This window comes from Psychrobacter sp. Pi2-52 (genome assembly GCF_904846705.1).
In the GTDB taxonomy this organism is placed as follows: Bacteria; Pseudomonadota; Gammaproteobacteria; order Pseudomonadales; family Moraxellaceae; genus Psychrobacter.
Window position 1 is genome coordinate 273,277 of record NZ_CAJHBS010000001.1, and the last position, 20,898, is coordinate 294,174.

At 43.3% G+C, this 20,898-nt stretch carries 18 protein-coding genes; 5 read left to right on the top strand and 13 right to left on the bottom strand.

What is annotated here, in order from left to right; genetic code table 11:
- Nucleotides 1–17: 17 nt before the first annotated feature.
- The 10 genes from JMY00_RS01145 to JMY00_RS01190 all read right to left on the bottom strand — a co-directional run bounded on the left by JMY00_RS01145 (nucleotide 18) and on the right by JMY00_RS01190 (nucleotide 11,178).
- Complete coding sequence (locus JMY00_RS01145) at nucleotides 18–878, bottom strand: tRNA threonylcarbamoyladenosine dehydratase (protein WP_201578784.1); 861 nt, start codon at nucleotides 876–878, stop codon at nucleotides 18–20.
- A 100-nt stretch (nucleotides 879–978) separates the two neighbouring features.
- On the bottom strand, nucleotides 979–1,911 hold the full coding sequence (locus JMY00_RS01150; protein ID WP_201578821.1) for a TatD family hydrolase: 933 nt from the start codon (nucleotides 1,909–1,911) through the stop codon (nucleotides 979–981).
- 161 nt (nucleotides 1,912–2,072) lie between these two features.
- A complete protein-coding gene (locus tag JMY00_RS01155; protein ID WP_201578785.1) occupies nucleotides 2,073–2,249 on the bottom strand; it encodes a hypothetical protein in 177 nt (58 codons plus the stop codon).
- Between the two features lie 204 nt (nucleotides 2,250–2,453).
- Nucleotides 2,454–4,697: a type II secretion system secretin GspD gene (gene gspD / locus JMY00_RS01160; RefSeq protein ID WP_201578786.1), complete on the bottom strand. Its 2,244-nt coding sequence runs from the start codon at nucleotides 4,695–4,697 to the stop codon at nucleotides 2,454–2,456.
- Between the two features lie 77 nt (nucleotides 4,698–4,774).
- Nucleotides 4,775–5,680, bottom strand: a complete 906-nt coding sequence (locus tag JMY00_RS01165) for a type II secretion system protein N (RefSeq protein ID WP_201578787.1) — start codon at nucleotides 5,678–5,680, stop codon at nucleotides 4,775–4,777.
- Nucleotides 5,681–6,508 carry a type II secretion system protein N gene (gspN, locus tag JMY00_RS01170; protein WP_201578788.1) on the bottom strand — a complete coding sequence of 276 codons (828 nt, stop codon included), beginning with the start codon at nucleotides 6,506–6,508 and terminating at the stop codon, nucleotides 5,681–5,683. It lies immediately after the preceding gene.
- A gap of 229 nt (nucleotides 6,509–6,737) precedes the next feature.
- A complete protein-coding gene (locus JMY00_RS01175) occupies nucleotides 6,738–7,061 on the bottom strand; it encodes an H-NS histone family protein (RefSeq protein ID WP_101204384.1) in 324 nt (107 codons plus the stop codon).
- 1,078 nt (nucleotides 7,062–8,139) lie between these two features.
- Nucleotides 8,140–8,763: a single-stranded DNA-binding protein gene (ssb, locus tag JMY00_RS01180; RefSeq protein WP_101204383.1), complete on the bottom strand. Its 624-nt coding sequence runs from the start codon at nucleotides 8,761–8,763 to the stop codon at nucleotides 8,140–8,142.
- Nucleotides 8,764–9,072: 309 nt separating this feature from the next.
- On the bottom strand, nucleotides 9,073–9,684 hold the full coding sequence (locus tag JMY00_RS01185; RefSeq protein ID WP_201578789.1) for a DUF3833 domain-containing protein: 612 nt from the start codon (nucleotides 9,682–9,684) through the stop codon (nucleotides 9,073–9,075).
- A 129-nt stretch (nucleotides 9,685–9,813) separates the two neighbouring features.
- Nucleotides 9,814–11,178 carry an MFS transporter gene (locus tag JMY00_RS01190; protein WP_201578790.1) on the bottom strand — a complete coding sequence of 455 codons (1,365 nt, stop codon included), beginning with the start codon at nucleotides 11,176–11,178 and terminating at the stop codon, nucleotides 9,814–9,816.
- A 669-nt stretch (nucleotides 11,179–11,847) separates the two neighbouring features.
- Between JMY00_RS01190 and uvrA the strand changes: the two genes are divergently transcribed.
- Both uvrA and JMY00_RS01200 read left to right on the top strand, forming a co-directional pair.
- Nucleotides 11,848–14,742 carry an excinuclease ABC subunit UvrA gene (gene uvrA / locus JMY00_RS01195; RefSeq protein WP_201578791.1) on the top strand — a complete coding sequence of 965 codons (2,895 nt, stop codon included), beginning with the start codon at nucleotides 11,848–11,850 and terminating at the stop codon, nucleotides 14,740–14,742.
- A gap of 123 nt (nucleotides 14,743–14,865) precedes the next feature.
- Complete coding sequence (locus tag JMY00_RS01200; RefSeq protein ID WP_201578792.1) at nucleotides 14,866–15,972, top strand: ArsO family NAD(P)H-dependent flavin-containing monooxygenase; 1,107 nt, start codon at nucleotides 14,866–14,868, stop codon at nucleotides 15,970–15,972.
- A 36-nt stretch (nucleotides 15,973–16,008) separates the two neighbouring features.
- Here JMY00_RS01200 and JMY00_RS01205 read toward each other — a convergent pair whose 3' ends face one another.
- From JMY00_RS01205 to JMY00_RS01215, 3 genes are all read right to left on the bottom strand, one after another.
- A complete protein-coding gene (locus JMY00_RS01205; RefSeq protein WP_201578793.1) occupies nucleotides 16,009–16,203 on the bottom strand; it encodes a DUF503 family protein in 195 nt (64 codons plus the stop codon).
- Nucleotides 16,204–16,336: 133 nt separating this feature from the next.
- On the bottom strand, nucleotides 16,337–17,191 hold the full coding sequence (locus JMY00_RS01210; protein ID WP_201578794.1) for a M48 family metallopeptidase: 855 nt from the start codon (nucleotides 17,189–17,191) through the stop codon (nucleotides 16,337–16,339).
- Between the two features lie 289 nt (nucleotides 17,192–17,480).
- Nucleotides 17,481–17,762 carry a DUF503 domain-containing protein gene (locus JMY00_RS01215; RefSeq protein ID WP_201578795.1) on the bottom strand — a complete coding sequence of 94 codons (282 nt, stop codon included), beginning with the start codon at nucleotides 17,760–17,762 and terminating at the stop codon, nucleotides 17,481–17,483.
- A 133-nt stretch (nucleotides 17,763–17,895) separates the two neighbouring features.
- Here JMY00_RS01215 and JMY00_RS01220 point away from each other — a divergent pair, with 133 nt between their 5' ends.
- From JMY00_RS01220 to gorA, 3 genes are all read left to right on the top strand, one after another.
- Nucleotides 17,896–18,684: a threonine/serine exporter family protein gene (locus JMY00_RS01220; protein ID WP_201578796.1), complete on the top strand. Its 789-nt coding sequence runs from the start codon at nucleotides 17,896–17,898 to the stop codon at nucleotides 18,682–18,684.
- 1 nt (nucleotide 18,685) lies between these two features.
- Entirely contained in the window at nucleotides 18,686–19,138 is a 453-nt protein-coding gene (locus tag JMY00_RS01225) for a threonine/serine exporter family protein (protein WP_160022269.1), read from the top strand.
- A gap of 174 nt (nucleotides 19,139–19,312) precedes the next feature.
- Nucleotides 19,313–20,677: a glutathione-disulfide reductase gene (gorA, locus tag JMY00_RS01230; RefSeq protein ID WP_201578797.1), complete on the top strand. Its 1,365-nt coding sequence runs from the start codon at nucleotides 19,313–19,315 to the stop codon at nucleotides 20,675–20,677.
- The last annotated feature ends 221 nt before the right edge of the window (nucleotides 20,678–20,898 follow it).

Genomic DNA, 20,898 nt, shown 5'->3' on the forward strand with positions numbered 1-20,898 from the left:
AAATAATATCAGACGTATTAGTTACGACTCGTCTGTCTTATTAATAATTGTAATGCTTCACTCACCATAATCATCGCCACTACTGACGTAACGACCACTGCTGAGCCATAACCACCGCACTGCAGACCACCTGTCTGACAGCTTTTATCTACAATTGGCGGCTCTGTCGAATAGACACATTTGATACCAAATTTCTCTTTTAAAGCACTGTTAATGCCTTTTTCGTGGCGTAACTTGTTGCGTAACTTTGCAAGTAGTGGGTCTTGATAACAGTCACGCAAATCACTTACTCTAATCTGACTTGGATCTATCTTACCACCTGCACCGCCCGCACAGACCAACTTTAGTTTATTAAAACGACAGTGTAAAGCGATTGCTAGTTTCGCATTCATATCGTCTACACAGTCTAAAATAACAATCGGTCTACCCTGAGCAGTAGCGGATTTGACCGCTTCACGACTTGGTAAGAGTGTGGCGACATTATCTACTGTCAAAAAGTCATCGACCAAATTTAAGGTTACTGTGGGATTAATCTCTCTAATACGAGTTGCCATTGCTTCAATTTTACTTTGACCAAATGTGCTGTCCAATGCAGGCAGTTGGCGATTGACATTAGAAGCAACCAATACATCCAAATCAATCAACGTAATCGTTCCCACTGCTGTCCGAGCCAGCGCCTCTGCTGCCCAAGAGCCCACCCCTCCTACACCAATAATGTAGACATGAGCTGCCGAAAAAGTATTAACCGCAGAGGTACCATATAGTGTCCGTGTACCTTGAAAACGACGATCGTACTGCTCATCTTGTTGGCGCGATTCGTCTTGTGCAAGACTGTCTTCGACGGATTCTAGTTGTTCAAATTGTCGCGTGTCACTCATAACAGATCAAATTCTCTTTTCAAATATTTTGGTTGTCATTTATTTGGCTAGTACTTTTTAGCTTCTAATTACAACGATGCTTTTCTTATAAGTAGCACAGTTACATTGGATAAGCCCAGTCTACTTTCAGAGCATCACAGCTATTTTGCCACAATTGCTTAGCAAGTTTATCATGTGGTATCTCTAATAGCTCACTCAAGCTTGCTAATACCCATGGCAGATTGGCTGGTATATTTCTATCATGTGAATCAGTATCATCCGTTGTCTGACACATAATAGGTGTCATATCTGGACAATCCGTTTCAATGACCAAGCATTCGATGCCATGACTCTCAACTGCTACTTGAATAGCACGGCGCAGTTTTTTGGCCTTCGGATTGGTAATCTGACCCGTGACACCAAGCTTAAACCCTAATTTTACAAAAGCCTTTGCCTCTTGCTCACCCCCGCTAAAGCTGTGGGCAATACCGCCTAATTTATGCGCATCGTATTTATGCGCTTTTAATATTGCGAGCGCTTCAGCATGCGCTTTACGAATATGCAGCATCACTGGCAGTCGATGGGCCACTGCTATATCCAACTGCGCCGCAAAGAACCTTTTTTGTTTAGCAAATACATCAGGCTGCTTCATTGTATTGGTAAAGGTATCTAATCCAATCTCACCAATAGCTAACGGACGACGCTCTATCACCATTTGTTCAAGTTGTATCAAATGATCATCGGTATGCTGCTCAATATAAAAAGGATGTAAACCTAGCGCGATATAGGCTGCAACATCACACTTATCTTCATTATCCACCTTTGTCACAGACGATTGTGACATGTTATTGATGAAACCTTGAGTATCGTACATTCGATCAAAATACTGATATAGATAACCTACTAGCACTAAGTGACGGATACCTTGACTATAAGCCTGCTCTACCTGCTCTCTGCGATCATTGTCGAACACTGGAGCATCAAAATGTGTATGCGTATCTATAAGAGGATAGACATTTTTTAAAGCTTCTCTAGTGTTTGTTCTCTCAGCCATAGTCGCTGATTTTCTGCCACACATCAATGGACTCCAAAACTAACTTTTTAAAACATAAAACTAAGTAATAAACGCTGAGCAATTTTTCCTATATAAATATTTTTATAGAAGAATATTACTATAAACGCATTGCTGAGCTTTTATTTTCTAATTACTAACTTCTATTTATTAGCTGTATTCTCGTGAGCATCATCAATATCACTACCCTCAGATACGGTATCATGGTTATTTACTGTCTTCGTATTGTCCTTTCGACTACTGCGCCTAGGAATGAGCAATAGCGCAGTTGCAGCCACACTTAGTAAAAGCCATTTTTTTGTATTATTATAATCTTTCATTTTAGTTTCTGATTTACTGTGGTGGAAAGCAAGATACGTAACTCATTATTCTATTAGTAACTAATATACCCAAATATAAAAGCGGCTATGTTTATCTGTGTTATGAATACGCAAGCTAATGTACGATGTAACTAGTATCTATCACATCGTACATTAATTTATGTCAGTTGAATCATATTAACCGTTATGTATAAGGCTAATATTTTAGCGATTAAGAGGATAGGTCGTGATACCGCTATTAGGACTATCTACTCTCGTAAAACCTTGCGAAGTAGATTTTGGCGCTTGATCACGTTTAGGGATAAGGGGATTGAGCGGCATAAGCTCATAATCTGCACTGACATTACCATTCCAACCTTCAGTGCCGCTCAATGGTAATTGCTTAATCGTACCGTTTTTATCAATGACCAGCTGCAACACTCTCATTTGATTGAATTTGCGTTCAGTCACACTCGCTACCGCGCCACCATCACGTAAAATAGTCGGCTGTAAAAAGATAATCAAATTGCTCTTTTGGGTGCTGTCGTTGTCAGAACGAAAAAGTCTACCGATAACAGGAACATTGCCCAACCCAGGAACTTTCTGTTGACGTGTAGTGGTGTTGTCACGCATCAGGCCGCCCAAGGCAATTGTCTGCTGATCATCCGCTAGAATGGTCGTATTAATAAGGCTTTTGTTGGTAATTAGCCCACTGGCATTACCCGTACTACCTGGTACGACTGACGAGACTTCTTGCGATACCTCTAATCGTACTGTGCCATTGTCACCAATGTGGGGAATGACATTCAGATTAATACCAATGTCTTGGCGATCAATCGTCTGAAATGGGTTGTTTGAATTATTGCCACTGGTGGTAAAGGAACCCGTGACAAAGGGTACGTTTTGACCGACTAAGATACTGGCTTTTTCATTATCCAATGTCAAAATCGATGGCATGGACAGCAAGTTGGCGCTGGTAGAAGAGTCAAGCGCCTGTAAAATAGCGCCATAAAACTCTGTATTGCCCTGACTGTCTTTGCGACTGTCTCCAATACCTATCAATGCACCTGCGATAGAGCTGGCAGCAGCGCTAATGCCTGCCGTACTCGTCCCCGCTAAAGCAGCCGCCGCAAGTGTCGTCGCGCTGGCTCCCACATTATTAAAATTGACCACTCCATAGCCACTATTGGCGTTACCTAACGCCCATTGAACGCCTAGCTGGGTGGCATCGTCGCCTGACACTTCAACAATAGCCGCTTGAATCAATACTTGTGCGCGGCGACTGTCTAACTGGTTGACCGCGTCTTCAATCTCAAACATTAGCTCAGGTGCGGCATTGACGATAACGGCATTTTGAGTTTCATCAGCGATAATACTAAACGGACGACCACCCACTCCTGTGCTTGTTCCACTTGTGCTGCTAGTCGACACAGCAGCCGCACTGCTACCTAGGCTATCGCTGGCTGCATTATTAATTGCGGCGCCTGTGCTACTTACATCATTTAGCGAAGCTGATTCTAGTGTCGAGGTCGCGCCAGCACTATTAATGGATTGATTAGCGAGCAAGCCGCGTAACATATCGGCGATATGACCCGCACTAGCATACTTTAATCGAAAAACACGGAGACCACTTAAACGTCTGGTCGGCGTGGTATCCAATTGATTGACCATTTCTTGGACTTTAGCAATCATTTCAGGACTGCCTTTGACCAACAGTCTATCGCTCGACGTATCAGCAATCACCTTTAGCTGATTGTTGCCACCTTGTGCTTGTCCACTACCCGCACTTGAGACTAAGGCGCTAATCAACTCCATCATACGCTCGGCATCGACGTGACGCAGTGGTATCACTTGCAAACTGTCATTTACATTACTGTCTAAATCACGGATAAGGGCTGTCAGTTGGTTAAGGCTGTCTGCTCGATCGGACAACACTAGCGCATTGACACCAGGTACAGCGGCCGCGTGAGCCGACTGCGGCATCAATGGGCGAATAACTCCTAATACTTCTGCAGCTTGGGTATTGGTCAAATAAATAACTCGAGTGGCGAGCGACTCACCCACACTATCACCGCGTAAATCAACTGCCACACCAGATTGCTTAGCAATATTATCTGGCACCAGTTTTGTCGTCGTTCCCGATTCAATCGCGGCAATACCATTCACTTGCATCACGCTCAGAAATAACTGATAAATCTCATCACGGGACAGGGCTTTATTGGAGATGACTGTGACGTTGCCATTGATACGTGGATCAAGAACAAAGTTTTGATCGGTGATGGTCGCAACTTCATTGATAAAAGCTTTGATATCAGCGTCTTGTAAATTGACTTTCCAGCTCTCAGCATTGGCAAGACCAACACCAGCAGCCCATAATGGCACTGCCAGACAAAGTGGACGACACAGGCGCATCAAACGCTGCAGGCTACGGTACAAATGCGTGGCTGAAAAATTCTGAAAACTTACCATATTGATGATTACCTACAGTGATATTGCTTACTATGTGCTGAATTTTTAAGGAGCAATTTTGCTAAAAACCTACCTTGCTAGAACTGCTGGCGAATCGTAATAACTTGCTCACCACGTTGAACCTCTATCTGCGCTTCACCTGCTTGCTGTACTTGCTGAAGTACACCAGCATCTTGCGCTGGGTTATTACCCACGCTCTGTCCGTTGACAGTCAGTACCTTATCGCCTGGCTCTAGCCCTAAACGATTACGTAGGCCAGCAGGCATCGCCGCTGTGACTTGGTAACTTTCACCTGATGCCATCACCCCCATTCTACTTAGATAACTGGCGGGGTTTTCTTGCAAAGCCGTAACTGCTTCTTCGATAGCCGACTGGGGATTACTTGAAGTGTCTGCGCCAGTTGTCCCTTCTGCCTCAGGAACAGCATTTTGTACTGGCTGGGGCGCTGTAGGCAACATACTATTGTTTGGCAAACGCTGGTTACTTATTCCGCTTGCTAGCATATCACTTTGGTCTAATGGCATCGCCTCTGGCATTTTAATAACGGTTTCTTTATCGTTAGCATCAGCGATGATAACTGAATTCCAGTCAACAGCGACGAGCGTATAATCGCTGTCCTTTAGCCCATCACCGATGCGGTAATTTTTGACTTCGCCATTGACATTCAATAAGGCGGAAGACATGCTCTCAGGTATGGCTAGTAGGACGCCTTTGAGCTCAATGTTGGGAGGTGGTTGCACGGCTGCGGTAACAGGATCGGGATCAGCAAAGATTGCAAACAAGCCACTATAATCGTTGGTAGATTTGGCACTATTCTGTAGAGTTGCTAAAGGCAATGCAGGTGCTAAAGGCGCTGCTAGCAATAGCCATAAAAGGCGGGCCGCTGTCCAACATAGCCAAGCAATGGCTAACAACAATAGCCAACCTGAAAAGCGATTGAGAGTATTGATAACAGGTTTTAGGCTTGCGGCAATATTAAGCATTTAGTTCGCCCCCAAACCAGCTAACAATGGCTGGCGAACACTGACAACTGGCGTATCTTGGGGGGCTTGTCCTTTATACTCAGGCATATTCTCTAGCAAGCGCTGCGTCAAACTGACATCGAGCATATTATCGCTGTCGAGATACAGATCTCCCAAACGCTTATCTTGATTATTCAGCAAATTAATATGGAGCAGATCTCTATTGTTTTTTTGCTCTGTACTAAGCTCAGCTCTTAGAGCAGGCATCGTAATATAAAAAACTTTGCCACCACTAGGATAGCCTACTTCGCCACCAACCCAAGTCAATTGGCCATCTGCTGCACTAAATCCGCCAGCGTTTTTAGCAGGCTCACTACTAGATGCGTCACTTTTATTAGCCTGACGCGTTAGCGATACATTATTTACCTGAATAGGGGTATTCGGCAGCTGCCAATTGACCACACTCGCTAGCGTCTCAGGTGCAATTTTTCCACTCATGTTGTCAACTTGCCATGAGCTCAGACCAAGTTTAACTTGTCCATTCAGGCGTGTCTGTGCTGAGTGGATATTAACATCCGCACCTAGCTTACCTATGAGTAACTGCCAAGGCTGCCATGACCATTCTGCCATACCTGTAAGCGACGACGATGACATAGGCAATTGCCAAATGGCAGCACCTTGCCATACATTGCCAGATACATGCTGGACATAAGGCGTATCTGGCGCGTATTTCTCAAGTAACCATGCTGCTGGCATTTGCAACACAGCAAATAGCGCAAACAACACAAACCCAACTAGCCACCAGAGCTTACGGGGACGTTTATGAGAAAACTCAGATACTTGGGCCACAGTCGTACAACTCTTATATAAGACAAAAACGTCATTATCATAACAAACAATTGCATATAGATGACAGAAAAAAAGCCAGTATCTTTTTGCCAAAATACTGGCAGTAAAGATACTGGCTTTTAATTTCTGAAAAACAGCTCTATCTATCGCTAAATGGTTGTAAATACACCATTATCAATAGCAATTTCAAGCTGGCTCACAGAAATTAACTTTATAAGAAAACAGCTAATTAAATAGCAAAATCTTCGATATCACGACCTGCTGCTAGCGCTTCAACCAACCACGTTGGCTTACGACCACGGCCAGTCCAAGTTTCACTATGGTCATCAGTATTACGATATTTAATACTGCGTTTTTTCTCTAACTTTTCACCAGCTTTCAGTATCTCTTCGATCGTTGCATTGCTATCTTCTGCAATCTGCTCGAACTGCATATAGGCATCATACAAACGTTGATGTTGTTTTTTGGCGATAAGTTGTTGAGCGTTTTCAGTGATAGCACGTAACTCATCTACGTTCAAATTTTCTAAATCAATTGCGTTATTTTTGCTCATAATAAATCCAATTATAAAATAAGAGTGTGGCCTCTATTGAGGTATTGTTTTTCGTGAAAATATGCGGAGAACAAATCGTTCGTTAGCAATTAAGACTATTCATAAAATATAATTAATTCTAAAGAGTATTTAATTTCTAATAACAACCCGAACAATCTATTATAAATAGAAAACATATAGTGATAGATGCTCATTGTATCCATTTTAAATAAAATTAGTTTTAGATAAATCTAAACACATAAGTCACCATGCTTTATATATTGCTATTATAGCTTTGAAAGCAGTTTCTAATAAAAAAAAATCTAGTATTTTGACTAGTGCTAGAATTTCACAATAATATTTCGACAAAAATCTACTGTTAAAATAATAGAGTAGTAAGTTCGTACACTATACTCTCAAATACTGCTAATCTTGGAGATAGTTTTGCATTAACTCTATAACTTGCTATGTTGTTCCTATGGTACGTTCCGAAGAATATAACCATTTCATATAAAGATCTATTATCCAAATAGCTTTCGATTTATTAATAAGAAACAAGTAAAACTTTGGCTATTATCATCGAAATTTATTTTATTTAGAGACGATCAATATATATTAACTATACGCCATATAGATTCAGTATAGCAATTTTTAAAACCAAACGTCACTAATCATAATTATTTTTTGGTATAAACGGTCAATATAGAGTATAGAAGGTAGTAAGCATATTAACTAATGTAAAAATTAATAGTATTAAACCAATACTGATTAAACTTAAGTTTAATCGTTTACAGATTAAGAGCATACTAAATAAATTAAAAAAATTTTTAATAAAAAATTAGTTTAGCTACGTTAAAAAGTATTAACTGAATTATATTTTGGATATAGTTAATCCTCTATAAAAGAGCTACAGTTTTAACCTCGTTTGAAGTATCACAGTTACATCTGCACTCAGTTGCCCTGTATCTCTTTTAAATTGAATCAACTATAGCAAGCATTAAAAAAGCCCTGCAGTTGCAGGGCTTTTTTAATGCTTGCTATCAAAGAGTTATAAGATAATAAATATCAATACACCTTTACACTTTCTTTCTTATATGATTTAGAACGGAATGTCATCATCTACAGGGCCATCTGGCATTGCTGTAGGCTTAGATTGTGCAGGTTTCTGTGCTGGCTGATTGAACTGGTTTTGCTGAGCAGGCGCCTGATTGTTAAAGCTATTCTGACCACCTTGAGCCGCTGGTTGGTTGTAGCCGCCTTGATGTGCCATTTGATTATTTGCTTGCTGACCAAAGTTATTCTGGTTGTTTTGGCCACCTTGATTATTATAGCCGCCACTCTGACCTTGGTTTTGACCACCAAAGCTATCTCCACCCTGACCGCCGCCAGTTTGACCATCGAGCATCTGCATTTGTTCAGCACGAATCTCAGTAATATAACGGTCTTGACCACTTTGGTCTTGGTATTTACGTGTACGCAAACTACCTTCGATATAGACTTTGCTGCCTTTACGCAGGTATTGCGCTGCGATTTCACCTAGACGGTTAAAAAGTGCGATACGATGCCACTCTGTCGCTTCTCTTTTTTCGCCGCTTTGTTTGTCTGTCCACTGCTCTGATGTCGCAACCGAGATATTGGTTACGCTACCGCCATTGCTGAATTGGCGTGCCTCAGGATCTGCTCCGAGGTTACCGATGATGATAACTTTATTGACTCCGCGCATGATACCGTCCTTTTACTTATGAATAATTTAATAAACTGTTTTAATCATTATCTGATAGCATCATTTGACACTATCAATTGTATAATTTTACTTTAACCAATTTTTATCGAAATATCTATAGGCTACCTATGGTGCACGTCAGTCTATGTCGCTTAGATACTCTATCTTGATATACTAGTCGATATTATAGAGTCCAATAAATAACAGGTAATAGATAAATATGCTGCTATTTTGCCATTTTAAGACGCTAAAGAACACCGTCTACCTTTATCGATATTGCATAGCACCTTACTTATTATTAAGTGATTTCTAGTTCGCATCAGAAGGCTTACGATGCATACTTAACGTCACGCTACCCAGCTCTATGCCGAATTTTTTCATCACTGAGCGATTGAGCATGACATCTTCATTGATAAGATACATCCAATCATCGAACGTCACTTTATAGGTTTTGTCCTCGACAGGTAACTCTAATAAGTAATTCCAGTGCAACGTATTGCCAACCACTTGCCCTGTTGCCTCACCAATGACATCACCTGCCACACCTTTCCAACTACCATCTGCCTGCTCAGTCAGGCGCCATATACGTTGCGATTTCGTGCCATCTGCCCACGAGAACTTCTCGTTTAAGACAATGACATCATCTCCCTCATGGGTTGCATCAATATCAACATAAAAGCGCTTTTTGACTTCGCCATTTCGACCTTGGAACATACCCCAACCATCGATTTGACCCGAAAAAAACTCATGCATGTCGAGCGTCGGTGTGGTGTTCTGATACGCCTGAATATTTTGCGTAGCACAACCAGAAGTTAATAGCATGGCTGATAAACCAAGACCTACGGTTAACTTGGCTATTGAGCGATGCACCTTCTTTCTACCTTCGATGACATTACCAGACAACATCTTAAATTTACTCATATTAATTCCTTTTAAATAGAGATAAATAGTTAGTTTCTACTTATTGATACTGATGGTTTATGAAATTGCTGTCTGTGCAATTTTTGCTATTTGGCTTCACTTCCGTATACAACTACAAGTATAAAGCTGCTATATATCTAGCGGACTTTGCGCCAAACTCGATAGCTGTTGACGAGAATCATCCGTCAACTGTGTTTTATCTAACTTCAAATAGGCGACTTGCTCTTTTGCCATTACGACCAACTCATCAACACCATCTACTGCCAGCATTTGTCGTGACCAGTCTTGGATATTGATATCTTTAGGAATAGTAACCGTCGTGCTCGATAGGTAAGGTGGTTGAGAAATGGGAATGATGATAAGCAGTGCGGCACCCATAATAATAGCCAGTATGCCCCATGCCAACAAATTAGGCTGGTTTAATAACAGACCACCCATTGCACCACCTACAAATGCTCCAAAGAACTGACTAGAGGAATTAAGCCCCATCGCGGTCGCTTTATTGGCGACTGGTGCGCGCTTAGATATCCATGAGGGAATCGTCGCCTCAAGTAAGTTAAAGCCCATAAAGTACAGTAGCAAACCCAATATGATACCAACACCGACCTGACTACCAAGCGCTAGCAATGCTAAAGCGGCGGTCATTAACGCAATCGCACCCAAAAACACCTGACGCATTTTGCGTTTCTTTTCAGCGATGATGATAAAAGGTATCGCGATGGCGAAGCCAATGAATAACAGCGGCAAATAAACCATGCCTTGCTGACGTACTGACAAGCCAAGTACGTCACTGAGCTGGTGCGGCAATATCACAAATATCGCCGTCATCGTCAGATGTAGCGCAAAGATACCGATATGTAAGCGGTTAAGATCACCAATCTTGAGAACAGTCGCTAACTGTTGACCGATGGTTTTGTTATCTAGGTTGTGCTTGAGCACGCGCATAGGCGTCGGTACCACCACCAATAGCAGCATCGCCAAAATAGCAAACCCTGATGTTAGCCAAAACAGCCCAGAGATACCGAGCGAGCCGACTAACAATGGACCAAAAGCAAAGGCAAGCATAATAGAGGTCGCAATCGTCAGACCCATCGTGGCCATCGCTTTGGTACGCATCTCTTCACGAGTCACATCAGCCAGTAACGCCATAAGCACAGCAGAGACCGCACCACTACCCGCCAGCGCTCGACCAATGATGACTTCATAAATATCCGTCGCATTTGCCGCAATCATGCCGCCGACAGCGAACAGTATCAATCCCAAAAAGATAATAGGCTTACGCGGGAATTTATCAGCAGCCAAACTCATCGGTATCTGAAATATAGCCTGCCCTAAGCCATAAATACCAACGGCCAAACCAATCAAAAATGGCGTCGCGTGTGCATAATTGTCACCGTAGACAGAAAATACCGGCACAATCATAAACAAGCCAATCATACGTAAGGCAAAGATGCCACCGACTCCGAGGATTGCCCGTTTCTCTACGCTATTCATACTTGCCTCACTGGTTGATCATTGCTGGTTGCTCATTGCTATCTTTCGCGACTAACACTTGCGCCATACCATGATTTATCACTACTGGTTTATCAAGGCATTGGCCTATAAATCAAGCCCCCTAGTATAAGACATTCGCCGTTTGGTTGCCGAGACTTTTGTCTTACTGGTGCAGTAACGTATGCGCCCTCAACCCAAGCCATTCATATTACGAGATTATTTTGTTACCAAGTGCATCAGATGCACAGTCACACCTTGAATAATGCTGTCACCATGACAATAAAGTAAAACGTTGTCAGCACAATTAACGGCTCACTCACCATATCTACGTAACGATGAACGCTTCTATAAAATGACATTTTTGGTCAAAACCATAACAAACGATGCCTGTTACTTAACACTGATTTGATTTAGATTTGTTTAGTCCTATAAAAAACAGTGGTAGGAGCGACAAGCAACATAAAGCCAAACAATAATAAAAAATGAATAGCTAGGCTGGCATAACTTTTACCTTATCAATGTATGTACCTTTTATAACGACACTACTTATAACAACATCATAAATTTAGAATTATTCACGTTTTAACCAACCACTTTACTGATCTATATTTACTTTTTGACTTGAGATATTTCCCAATCCCCTTTTAGCAAATAGGAAACCTGTAACCGATGGCACATGACCATATCGCAATACGCGGCGCACGTACTCATAATTTAAAAAACATCGATTTAGACATTCCACGAGATAAATTCGTGGTAATTACTGGCCTATCTGGCTCTGGTAAATCTTCGTTGGCATTTGACACGCTATATGCCGAAGGGCAACGTCGTTATGTCGAGAGTTTATCGGCATACGCGCGTCAGTTCCTCTCGCAAATGGAGAAACCTGACGTCGATAGTATCGAGGGTCTATCCCCTGCGATTGCTATCGAGCAAAAATCAACCAACCATAACCCACGCTCGACCGTTGGTACGATTACCGAAATCTACGATTACTTGCGTCTATTATATGCGCGTATCGGCACGCCTTTTTGCCCTGAGCATAATGAGCCCATGGTCGCCCAGTCAGTGACTGAAATGGTCGATCAAGTCATGTCGCTACCTGCTGATACTAAGCTGATGATCCTAGCGCCTGTGATACGTGAGCGTAAAGGTGAGCATACCGTATTGCTCGAGCAGCTGATTGGTCAGGGCTTTGTCCGCGTCCGTGTCGATGGTGATGTCTACGATACGGATGAGCTACCGACGCTTGATAAAAAGAAAAAGCATACTATCGAGGTCGTAGTCGATCGCTTTAAAGTCCGTGATGACTTGGGCAACCGTGTGGCGGAGAGTCTTGAGACTGCGTTACGCCTTGGTCAAGGGCTAGTGACCCTACACTTTATGGATGGTAATCCAAAGGAAGATGGCAGCGACAATCAAGTGATGTCAGCCAAGCATTCATGCCCTGTCTGTGATCGCGCGGTGCCTGAGCTTGAGCCACGCATGTTCAGTTTTAACAATCCATATGGTGCATGTCCAAGCTGTGATGGCCTTGGTAAGCGTCAATACTTCGCCGCTGAAAAGCTGATTACCCATCATGAAAAATCACTCAATCAAGGTGCGATAAACGGTTGGGATAAGCGTCATGCTTATTACTTCGGTCTGCTCTCTACCGTCTGCAAGCACTTCAAAATCGATATGGACGCGCCTTGGCAAACGCTGACAAAAGAGCAGCAAGATCTGATTATGCAAGGCTCAGGTAAAGAGAAGCTAACCTTTAACTTTACCGATGAGCGCGGGCGCAAAACCAATAAAACCATACCGTTTGAAGGGGTCTTGCCTTATCTTGAGCGTCGTTATGCTAAGACCCAAAGCAATCTAGTCCGTGATGAGCTGGCCAAGTATCTAGCCGATACCACTTGTAACGTCTGTGACGGCGCGCGTCTGAATGAAATCTCACGTAACGTCCGTGTTGATGACCAGACCATTGCAGAAATCGTCAAGCTGTCTATCGGTGATGCGGCGGATTATTATAAAACGCTAAAGATTGGCGGTCATAAAGGTGAAGTCGCAGAAAAAATATTTAAAGAGATTAATGAGCGCTTAAACTTCCTCGTCAGCGTTGGACTGGACTATCTAACACTTGCTCGCTCTGCCGAGACATTATCAGGCGGTGAAGCACAGCGTATTCGTCTGGCGAGCCAAATCGGTGCAGGTCTAATGGGCGTGATGTATGTACTTGATGAGCCATCAATCGGTCTGCATCAGCGTGACAATGATCGCTTGCTCAAAACCCTAACGCGCTTGCGTGACTTGGGCAATACGGTACTGGTCGTAGAACATGACGAAGATGCGATTCGCCAAGCAGATCACGTCATCGATATCGGTATCGGTGCAGGCGTACACGGTGGTCATATTATCGCTCAAGGTACGGTCGATGACATCATGGCAAACAAAGAATCGCTGACTGGGCAATATATGTCTGGTAAGAAGAAAATCGAGATTCCAACTGTCCGCCATAAAGCCAAAACCATTGATGTCGAAGTCAAGGGTAAAGCCAAAGCCAAGAAAGTACCGATGACCATCGAGCTGAAAGGCGCGTCAGGTAACAACCTACACGATGTGGATTTGACCATTCCTGTTGGTATCATGACTTGTGTGACGGGTGTCTCAGGTTCGGGTAAATCAACGTTGATTAACCGTACGCTTATGCCATTGGCAGCGACTCAGTTAAACAACGCCTCAACGCTGATTGCCGATAAATTTGAAAGCATTAGCGGTCTTGAGCATTTGGACAAAATGGTCGATATTGATCAAAGCCCAATTGGTCGTACACCGCGCTCAAACCCAGCAACTTATACTGGCGTGTTTACCCCTGTGCGTGAGATGTTTGCCCAGACGCAAGAAGCGCGTGCCCGCGGTTATAAGCCTGGTCGCTTTAGTTTCAACGTGAAAGGCGGACGCTGTGAGATGTGCCAAGGTGATGGTCTCATCAAAGTTGAGATGCATTTCTTGCCTGATATGTATGTGCCATGTGATACCTGTGAGGGCAAGCGCTACAATCGCGAGACGCTAGAGATTCACTATAAAGGCAAAACCATCGCCGACGTGCTTGATATGACCGTTGAAGATGCCGTTGAGTTCTTCTCAGCGATACCAGCCATTTATCGTCGCCTGCAAGCATTGATGGATGTCGGTCTGAGCTATATTCGCTTGGGTCAGTCTGCGCCAACGCTATCAGGTGGTGAGGCGCAACGTGTCAAACTGGCGCGTGAGCTTGCCAAACGTGATACGGGACAGACGCTCTATATCTTGGATGAACCAACCACAGGTTTGCATTTCCATGATATCGATAAGCTGCTCAATATCTTGCATACTCTACGCGATAAAGGTAATACCATCGTGGTCATCGAACACAATCTTGACGTTATCAAAACGGCGGATTGGGTGATTGACCTTGGCCCTGAAGGTGGTAAAGGTGGCGGACTGATTATCGCTGAAGGTACGCCTGAGGAAGTGGCGGAAGTAAAAGGCTCATATACTGGTGAGTTCTTAAAGCCAATGCTTGAGAGAGCGTCGTAAATTGTGTTTGAGTGTTTAAATTATAAAAAGGCCGTCCTTGTGGGAGGGCCTTTTTTGTGGGTTAGAAAGCTGCTTTATTCGTGTTAGATTATTGTGATATCTAATAATAAATATGAGGTAACCATGTCATCCAAACCAGCCACTAAAATATTCGACGTCATCGTCATCGGTGGCGGTCAAGCCGGCTTAGCGGTTGGCTACTATCTGAAACGTGCCAACCGAAAACAAACCCTCGACTTTATTATCATAGACAAGCAACCCAAGAGCGGTGGCGCTTGGCAACACTTTTGGCCATCATTACGCCTGTTCTCGCCAGCAACAGTCAGCTCATTACCCGGTAGACTGATGACCTCTGCTAAAGACGATAGCAGTCCCTATCTAGACGATGTATTAAGCTATTTCAATAACTACGAAAAGCACTACAAACTACCCATCTATCGTCCTTTTGAGGTGCAAAGAGTAGAGCGAGATGAGGATAGCAACTGCTTATGTGTCAGCGACGGCAAGTTTACGTGGCTAGCTCGTGTTGTAGTCAGTGCCACCGGTATTTGGAGCAATCCTTACATCCCAAAGATTGAAGGACGGCAATCATTCCAAGGTGAACAAACCCACTCCGCTCATTATGCAGGTACCGATGCTTATAAAGATAAACGTGTATTAGTAGTTGGCGGTGGTAACTCTGGTGCACAAATCTTTGCAGAATTAGTGCAAGTGACGGATGCCAGTTGGGTCACACGTACGCCACCACAGTTTTTGCCCGATGATGTTGATGGTCGCGTCTTATTTGAAAGAGCCACAAAGCGTGTCAAAAACAATGCCAATGACGATACTCAAGATAGCAGTGAAGAGTTGGGCGCACCTACAGGCGATATCGTGATGATGCCGCCTGTTAAAGAAGCCAGAGATAAGGGCCTGCTCACTACTCAGCCTATGTTTAAGCGTTTCACTGAACAGGGCGTGGTCTGGTCTAATGGATTAGAGGAATCAGTTGATGCCATTATTTGGTGTACTGGTTTTAATCCTGAACTTGAGCATTTGGCGCCATTAGGCGTGATTGAAGAGGATGGCAAGGTATTGACTGAACATGGGCAATCGGTAAAAGAGCCTCGCTTATGGTTATTTGGCTATGGCGATTGGGTCAGCCCTGCTTCAGCGACTATTATCGGTGCTGGGCGCAGTGCTCGAGAAAACATGCCGGCTTTGGTTGAGTTTTTAAAGGGTGATTCGTAGGTTGGTCTGATGACGTTAATTTTTAACAAGCTAACGCTAAATAAACTCACGTTTCACATCCATAATACGAGCATCAACCACGCGCTGAATCTTGTCCTCAATTTTATTAAACTCGTATTCAATCTCACGCTTACTCAATCCCACCACCACAAAAGTCCCTTCACTAGCATCATGACGATTATGCTCAACGCTCTCACATACCGCGACGCCTTGCATATTGCCAAAGCCCATAGCATAGCTTGTGTAAAGCTGGCTACACTCAATATAAAGACGTCAGATAAAATTTAAATCAACCACTTTTAGATATTCCACTGCAAAAAAAGGTAAGTCGTCTGACTTACCTTTTTTGATAATATGTACTGAGTTATTTACGTTTAATGATTCTAGTAGTTATTCCTGTAGTTGCCCCACTAGTTGCGTTAGCAGGTGCTTTCGCAGCCGCTTGATAAATAGGACTAACTTCAGGTAAGAGTGCCTGAATTTTAGCAATACGCTGCCCAGAGTTTGGATGCGTAGACATCAAAGTAACTATGGCGTTGCTACGACCATTGGCGGCCTCCATTTTTTGCCATACTGCAATTGCAGCCTCTGGATTGTAGCCTGCCTGCGCCATCAAACGTAGGCCACCTGCATCGGCTTGTGATTCTTGACTACGAGAAAACGGCTTATCAAGGCCGTAGTCACTAATTAAACTCATTGCCTCAGCATTTAACCCTGTTTTTTCCTGTATCGCAGCACCACCTAACTGAAGCGCTAAGCCGGTCAGAATTTTTTGCCCAGCATCCTTTTTACTGTGTTCAGCTAATGCATGAGTCATTTCGTGCCCCATGATCGCAGCGATCTCTGCATCTGTTAACTGTAACTTTTCTACAATACCTGTATAAAAAGCCATCTTGCCACCAGGCATTGCCCAAGCATTCAATTCAGGTGAACGTATCACCGTGACTTGCCAATCAAAAGGAACACCTGTTGTATTAGCACGAACGGCGTAGGGTTTCATACGATTGAAAACGTTTTTAACTCGGATAGCAGTGGCAGACGTATTATCTACTGTGCCTTGACTACTGGCTTTAGAAACCACTTGAGAGTAACTTTTAGCCGCATTAGTATTTAGCGTAGCAGTATCGTACCCTGCCATATCAGCCACAGTAGTACAACCCGCTAAAGTAGTAATTGTAGTAAGCAATAGAGCATTTTTTATTTTATTAAAAGTTGTCATTCGACGTCCTAGTTGAGAGATATATTTAAATAGCTAAACTAAAGGTAATGAATGGATAAACTTAAAATTCCACTACCAAAATTTATGTCATGCAAGACACCAGTCGATAACAATATATAACTGACAATGTAACTATTGTGTAAGTAATGTGTCTAAATTGCTGCGAAATATTATCACTCTAGGAAACAAAAGTCTATCAATTTTATAATCTATAGCTTGTTTGTTGATGGTCGTAGGCTCCACCCAACAAACAAGTTAGATGTTTATTTGCGTCAATGTAAAAACCAACCTAAATAAACTCTCTCTCAACATTCATCATCCGTGCGTCGACACTACGTTCTATCTTCTCCTCGATTTGACTACACTGTGACTCAACCTCGCGTTTCGATAGCCCAACGATCACAAACGTCCACTCACTGGCATCATGGCGCGCGCGGCCGCCGCTCTCACACACCGCGACGCTTGGCGTATTGCCAAAGCGCGCGTGCAAGCCGCCCATCCGTTGGCGCTTTTCTTTTAGCGAGCCACAACCGGGCAATGAGAACGTCAAAGTCAAAATAGCGATATGCATTTTATGCTCCTTGCGATAGGGGTTTACGCTTTATAATAGTAGCATCAAACATAATATCCGATAATGGCCGCGCATCACCATTCAGACCCTTTATAATAGTGTATCAATACCAACCAACCTGCGTATCTCACTCATGACCTCTATCAGTTACGTAAAGCAGCAGCACATTACCCGATTATGCGTGCGCTGCGGCTTACTTCTTATGCAATATGGTGCTGAGTCTGCCGTAGTAGTAGATTTATGCAAACGCTTAGGCATCGCCTTAGGAATGAATAGCGTCGAGTGTTCGCTGAACTTTAATGCCATTACCTTGACGACTATCTGTGACGAGCGCTGTATCACTACCACTAGAGATACGATCAATCAGAGCATCAACGTCAATCTGTTGGTACAAATCCAGCAAATCGTCAATAAAACCGAAGCCACTGTCGATCATAATGACTTGATTGACCGCACTACCCTTGCCTTTGATGAGTTGGATAAGACCGTATACCCAACCTGGCTAGTCAGTCTGTTTGTTGGTGCCTCATGTGCGGCGTTTGCTTATCTGAATGGCGGTAGTTGGTCGATTACGGCGGTGACATTCATCGCTGGTATGGTAGCAATGTTTACTCGTATCTATTTGTCCAAGCACCACTTTAACCCTTTTATCACGGTCATTGTGACCGCTTTTATTGCCTCACTAATTGGGGCAACGACCTATTATTTTGATATTGGTAACAATGCGGATATCGCTGTTGCCTCTAGCGTACTGCTATTGGTGCCAAGCTTTCCTTTGATTAATTCTTTGTCCGACATCTTAAAAGGCTATGTCAATATTGGCGTTGGGCGTGCGGTCTTTACCTATATGCTGACCTTGTCCGCGTGCGTCGGTATCGTGATGGCATTGGTTTTACTTCGCATACAGCACTGGGGGTTTTAAGATGTGGTTTATTAAAACCGTCGTACTGTCTTGTATCATTACCCTTGGTTGGACGCTAATGTTTAGCGTACCCAAACGCTATATCTTGCCTTGTTTACTGATGACGGCTTTTGGCTTTGGGTTGAAGACAGCACTCGTTTATCAGCACATCCATATCGTGGTTGCTAGCTTTTTTGGCGCGATGCTTGCTAGCTTTTTGGGTGTGTACTTTTCTAAGAAATATACTCTACCGCCCAAAGCGCTCATCTCGCCTAGCGTTATCTGTATGATGCCTGGTATCGCCGCTTATAAGGCGATGGTCAGTATGGTGCAGATTGGTTACTTTGGTTTTTCAGACGAGTTATTTAGCCAAATGATGGTGTACTTATTTGAAGCGCTGTTTGTGACCTCAGGATTGGTGCTTGGCTTGTCTATCCCTGGGCTGTTATTTTATAGACGTCGCCCTATTGTATAGATGGGTTTGAGTAGATTTAAATATCTAAATGCTAAGCTTTTCTTAACCAAGCACTGTTGAGACTCAAGCGACTCAACACATCCTAACCATAAAAAACTTGTAAGATGGATGATAAGACCCATTACAGTAGAGTCAGAAACAGCACCAATAACAACTTAATAAAGAGACCGTATTATGACCAAACATTATGACTATATCTCTATTGGCGGCGGTAGCGGCGGCATCGCATCACTCAACCGCGCAGCGAGCTACGGTAAAAAATGCGCCATTATCGAAGCCAACCAACTGGGTGGCACTTGTGTGAATTTGGGCTGTGTGCCCAAAAAAGTGATGTGGTATGGCGCGCAAGTGGCTGAAGCTATCCATAAATATGCGCCAGACTATGGTTTTGATGTTGAGTTAAAAGGTTTTGACTTCCAAAAGCTGGTACAGAGCCGCCAACAATACATCGAAAACATTCACCGCGCTTATGATAACAACTTGGCCAAAAACGGCGTCGAAGTGATCAAAGGTTTTGCTAAGTTCGTCGATACCAATACCGTCGAAGTAAATGGCGAGCTGATTACCGCTGACCATATTTTGATTGCTACGGGCGGTCATCCGATTCAACCAGATATCAAAGGTGCAGAATACGGCATCGACTCTGACGGCTTTTTTGCGTTGAATCATTTGCCAAAACGTGTGGCGATTGTGGGCGCAGGCTATATCGCAGTCGAGATCGCAGGCGTGTTAAACAGTCTGGGTGCCGAAGTGCATTTGTATGTGCGCAAACACTCCCCACTACGTACGTTTGACCATACTATCGTAGAGACTTTGCTGATAGAAATGGAACAAGCTGGTATTAAGTTACATACCAATACGGTGATCAATGAAGTCAATAAAAATGACGATGATAGCCTCGATTTGACCACCAACGATGGCGGTGAAGACTGTATCGATACTGTCGATTGCTTGATCTGGGCGATTGGTCGCGCGCCATCGACTGATGGAATCAATCTGCAAGTGACAGGGGTCGAGACGACTGAGACGGGTAAAATTAAAGTCGATAAATTCCAAAACACCAACGTCGATGGTATTTATGCGGTTGGCGATATTATCGAAAACAGCGTAGATCTAACGCCCGTAGCGATTGCCGCTGGTCGCCGTTTATCCGAGCGTTTGTTTAACAACAAACCTAACGAGAATTTAGACTACTCGTTAATACCGACCGTAATTTTTACCCATCCGGCTATCGGTACGATTGGGCTATCTGAAATCGACGCGGTGGAACGCTACGGCAAAGAAAACATCAAGTGTTATACCTCAAGCTTTACCGATATGTATAGCGCAGTCACTCAGCATCGTCAAAAATGCACCATGAAGCTAGTATGTTTGGGCGATGACGAAAAAGTCATTGGCCTGCACGGTATTGGCTTTGGTGTTGATGAGATGATTCAAGGCTTTGCTGTTGCGATTAAAATGGGCGCGACTAAGGCAGACTTTGATAATACCGTTGCCATTCATCCAACTGGTTCGGAAGAGTTTGTGACGATGCGTTAAGCTCACTGTTTAACATTTCTCTTATTCTTAACTATTATAAAAAAGGATGCCATTTGGGCGTCCTTTTTTATTGTCAGTCATGACGTAAGCATATAGCTTCGTAGGTCTAAAACTGACTCATTACTTTTATATCGCTTTGGTGACTATAGTCAATCCAAAATAAAAGAAGTACAACCCATATTATGAAATAGTTTAGGTAGATTATTCTCCATCCAACCTTG

Bases quoted from the DNA above. Each gene is read 5' to 3' on its own strand.
- JMY00_RS01165 (WP_201578787.1), bottom strand. From the start codon at position 5,680: ATGCTTAATATTGCCGCAAGCCTAAAACCTGTTATCAATACTCTCAAT.
- gorA (WP_201578797.1), top strand. From the start codon at position 19,313: ATGACCAAACATTATGACTATATCTCTATTGGCGGCGGTAGCGGCGGC.
- JMY00_RS01215 (WP_201578795.1), bottom strand. From the start codon at position 17,762: ATGCATATCGCTATTTTGACTTTGACGTTCTCATTGCCCGGTTGTGGC.
- JMY00_RS01200 (WP_201578792.1), top strand. From the start codon at position 14,866: ATGTCATCCAAACCAGCCACTAAAATATTCGACGTCATCGTCATCGGT.
- JMY00_RS01225 (WP_160022269.1), top strand. From the start codon at position 18,686: ATGTGGTTTATTAAAACCGTCGTACTGTCTTGTATCATTACCCTTGGT.
- JMY00_RS01205 (WP_201578793.1), bottom strand. From the start codon at position 16,203: ATGGGCTTTGGCAATATGCAAGGCGTCGCGGTATGTGAGAGCGTTGAG.
- JMY00_RS01175 (WP_101204384.1), bottom strand. From the start codon at position 7,061: ATGAGCAAAAATAACGCAATTGATTTAGAAAATTTGAACGTAGATGAG.
- JMY00_RS01185 (WP_201578789.1), bottom strand. From the start codon at position 9,684: ATGAGTAAATTTAAGATGTTGTCTGGTAATGTCATCGAAGGTAGAAAG.
- JMY00_RS01220 (WP_201578796.1), top strand. From the start codon at position 17,896: ATGACCTCTATCAGTTACGTAAAGCAGCAGCACATTACCCGATTATGC.
- JMY00_RS01150 (WP_201578821.1), bottom strand. From the start codon at position 1,911: ATGGCTGAGAGAACAAACACTAGAGAAGCTTTAAAAAATGTCTATCCT.
- uvrA (WP_201578791.1), top strand. From the start codon at position 11,848: ATGGCACATGACCATATCGCAATACGCGGCGCACGTACTCATAATTTA.
- JMY00_RS01145 (WP_201578784.1), bottom strand. From the start codon at position 878: ATGAGTGACACGCGACAATTTGAACAACTAGAATCCGTCGAAGACAGT.
- JMY00_RS01190 (WP_201578790.1), bottom strand. From the start codon at position 11,178: ATGAATAGCGTAGAGAAACGGGCAATCCTCGGAGTCGGTGGCATCTTT.
- JMY00_RS01155 (WP_201578785.1), bottom strand. From the start codon at position 2,249: ATGAAAGATTATAATAATACAAAAAAATGGCTTTTACTAAGTGTGGCT.
- gspD (WP_201578786.1), bottom strand. From the start codon at position 4,697: ATGGTAAGTTTTCAGAATTTTTCAGCCACGCATTTGTACCGTAGCCTG.
- ssb (WP_101204383.1), bottom strand. From the start codon at position 8,763: ATGCGCGGAGTCAATAAAGTTATCATCATCGGTAACCTCGGAGCAGAT.
- JMY00_RS01210 (WP_201578794.1), bottom strand. From the start codon at position 17,191: ATGACAACTTTTAATAAAATAAAAAATGCTCTATTGCTTACTACAATT.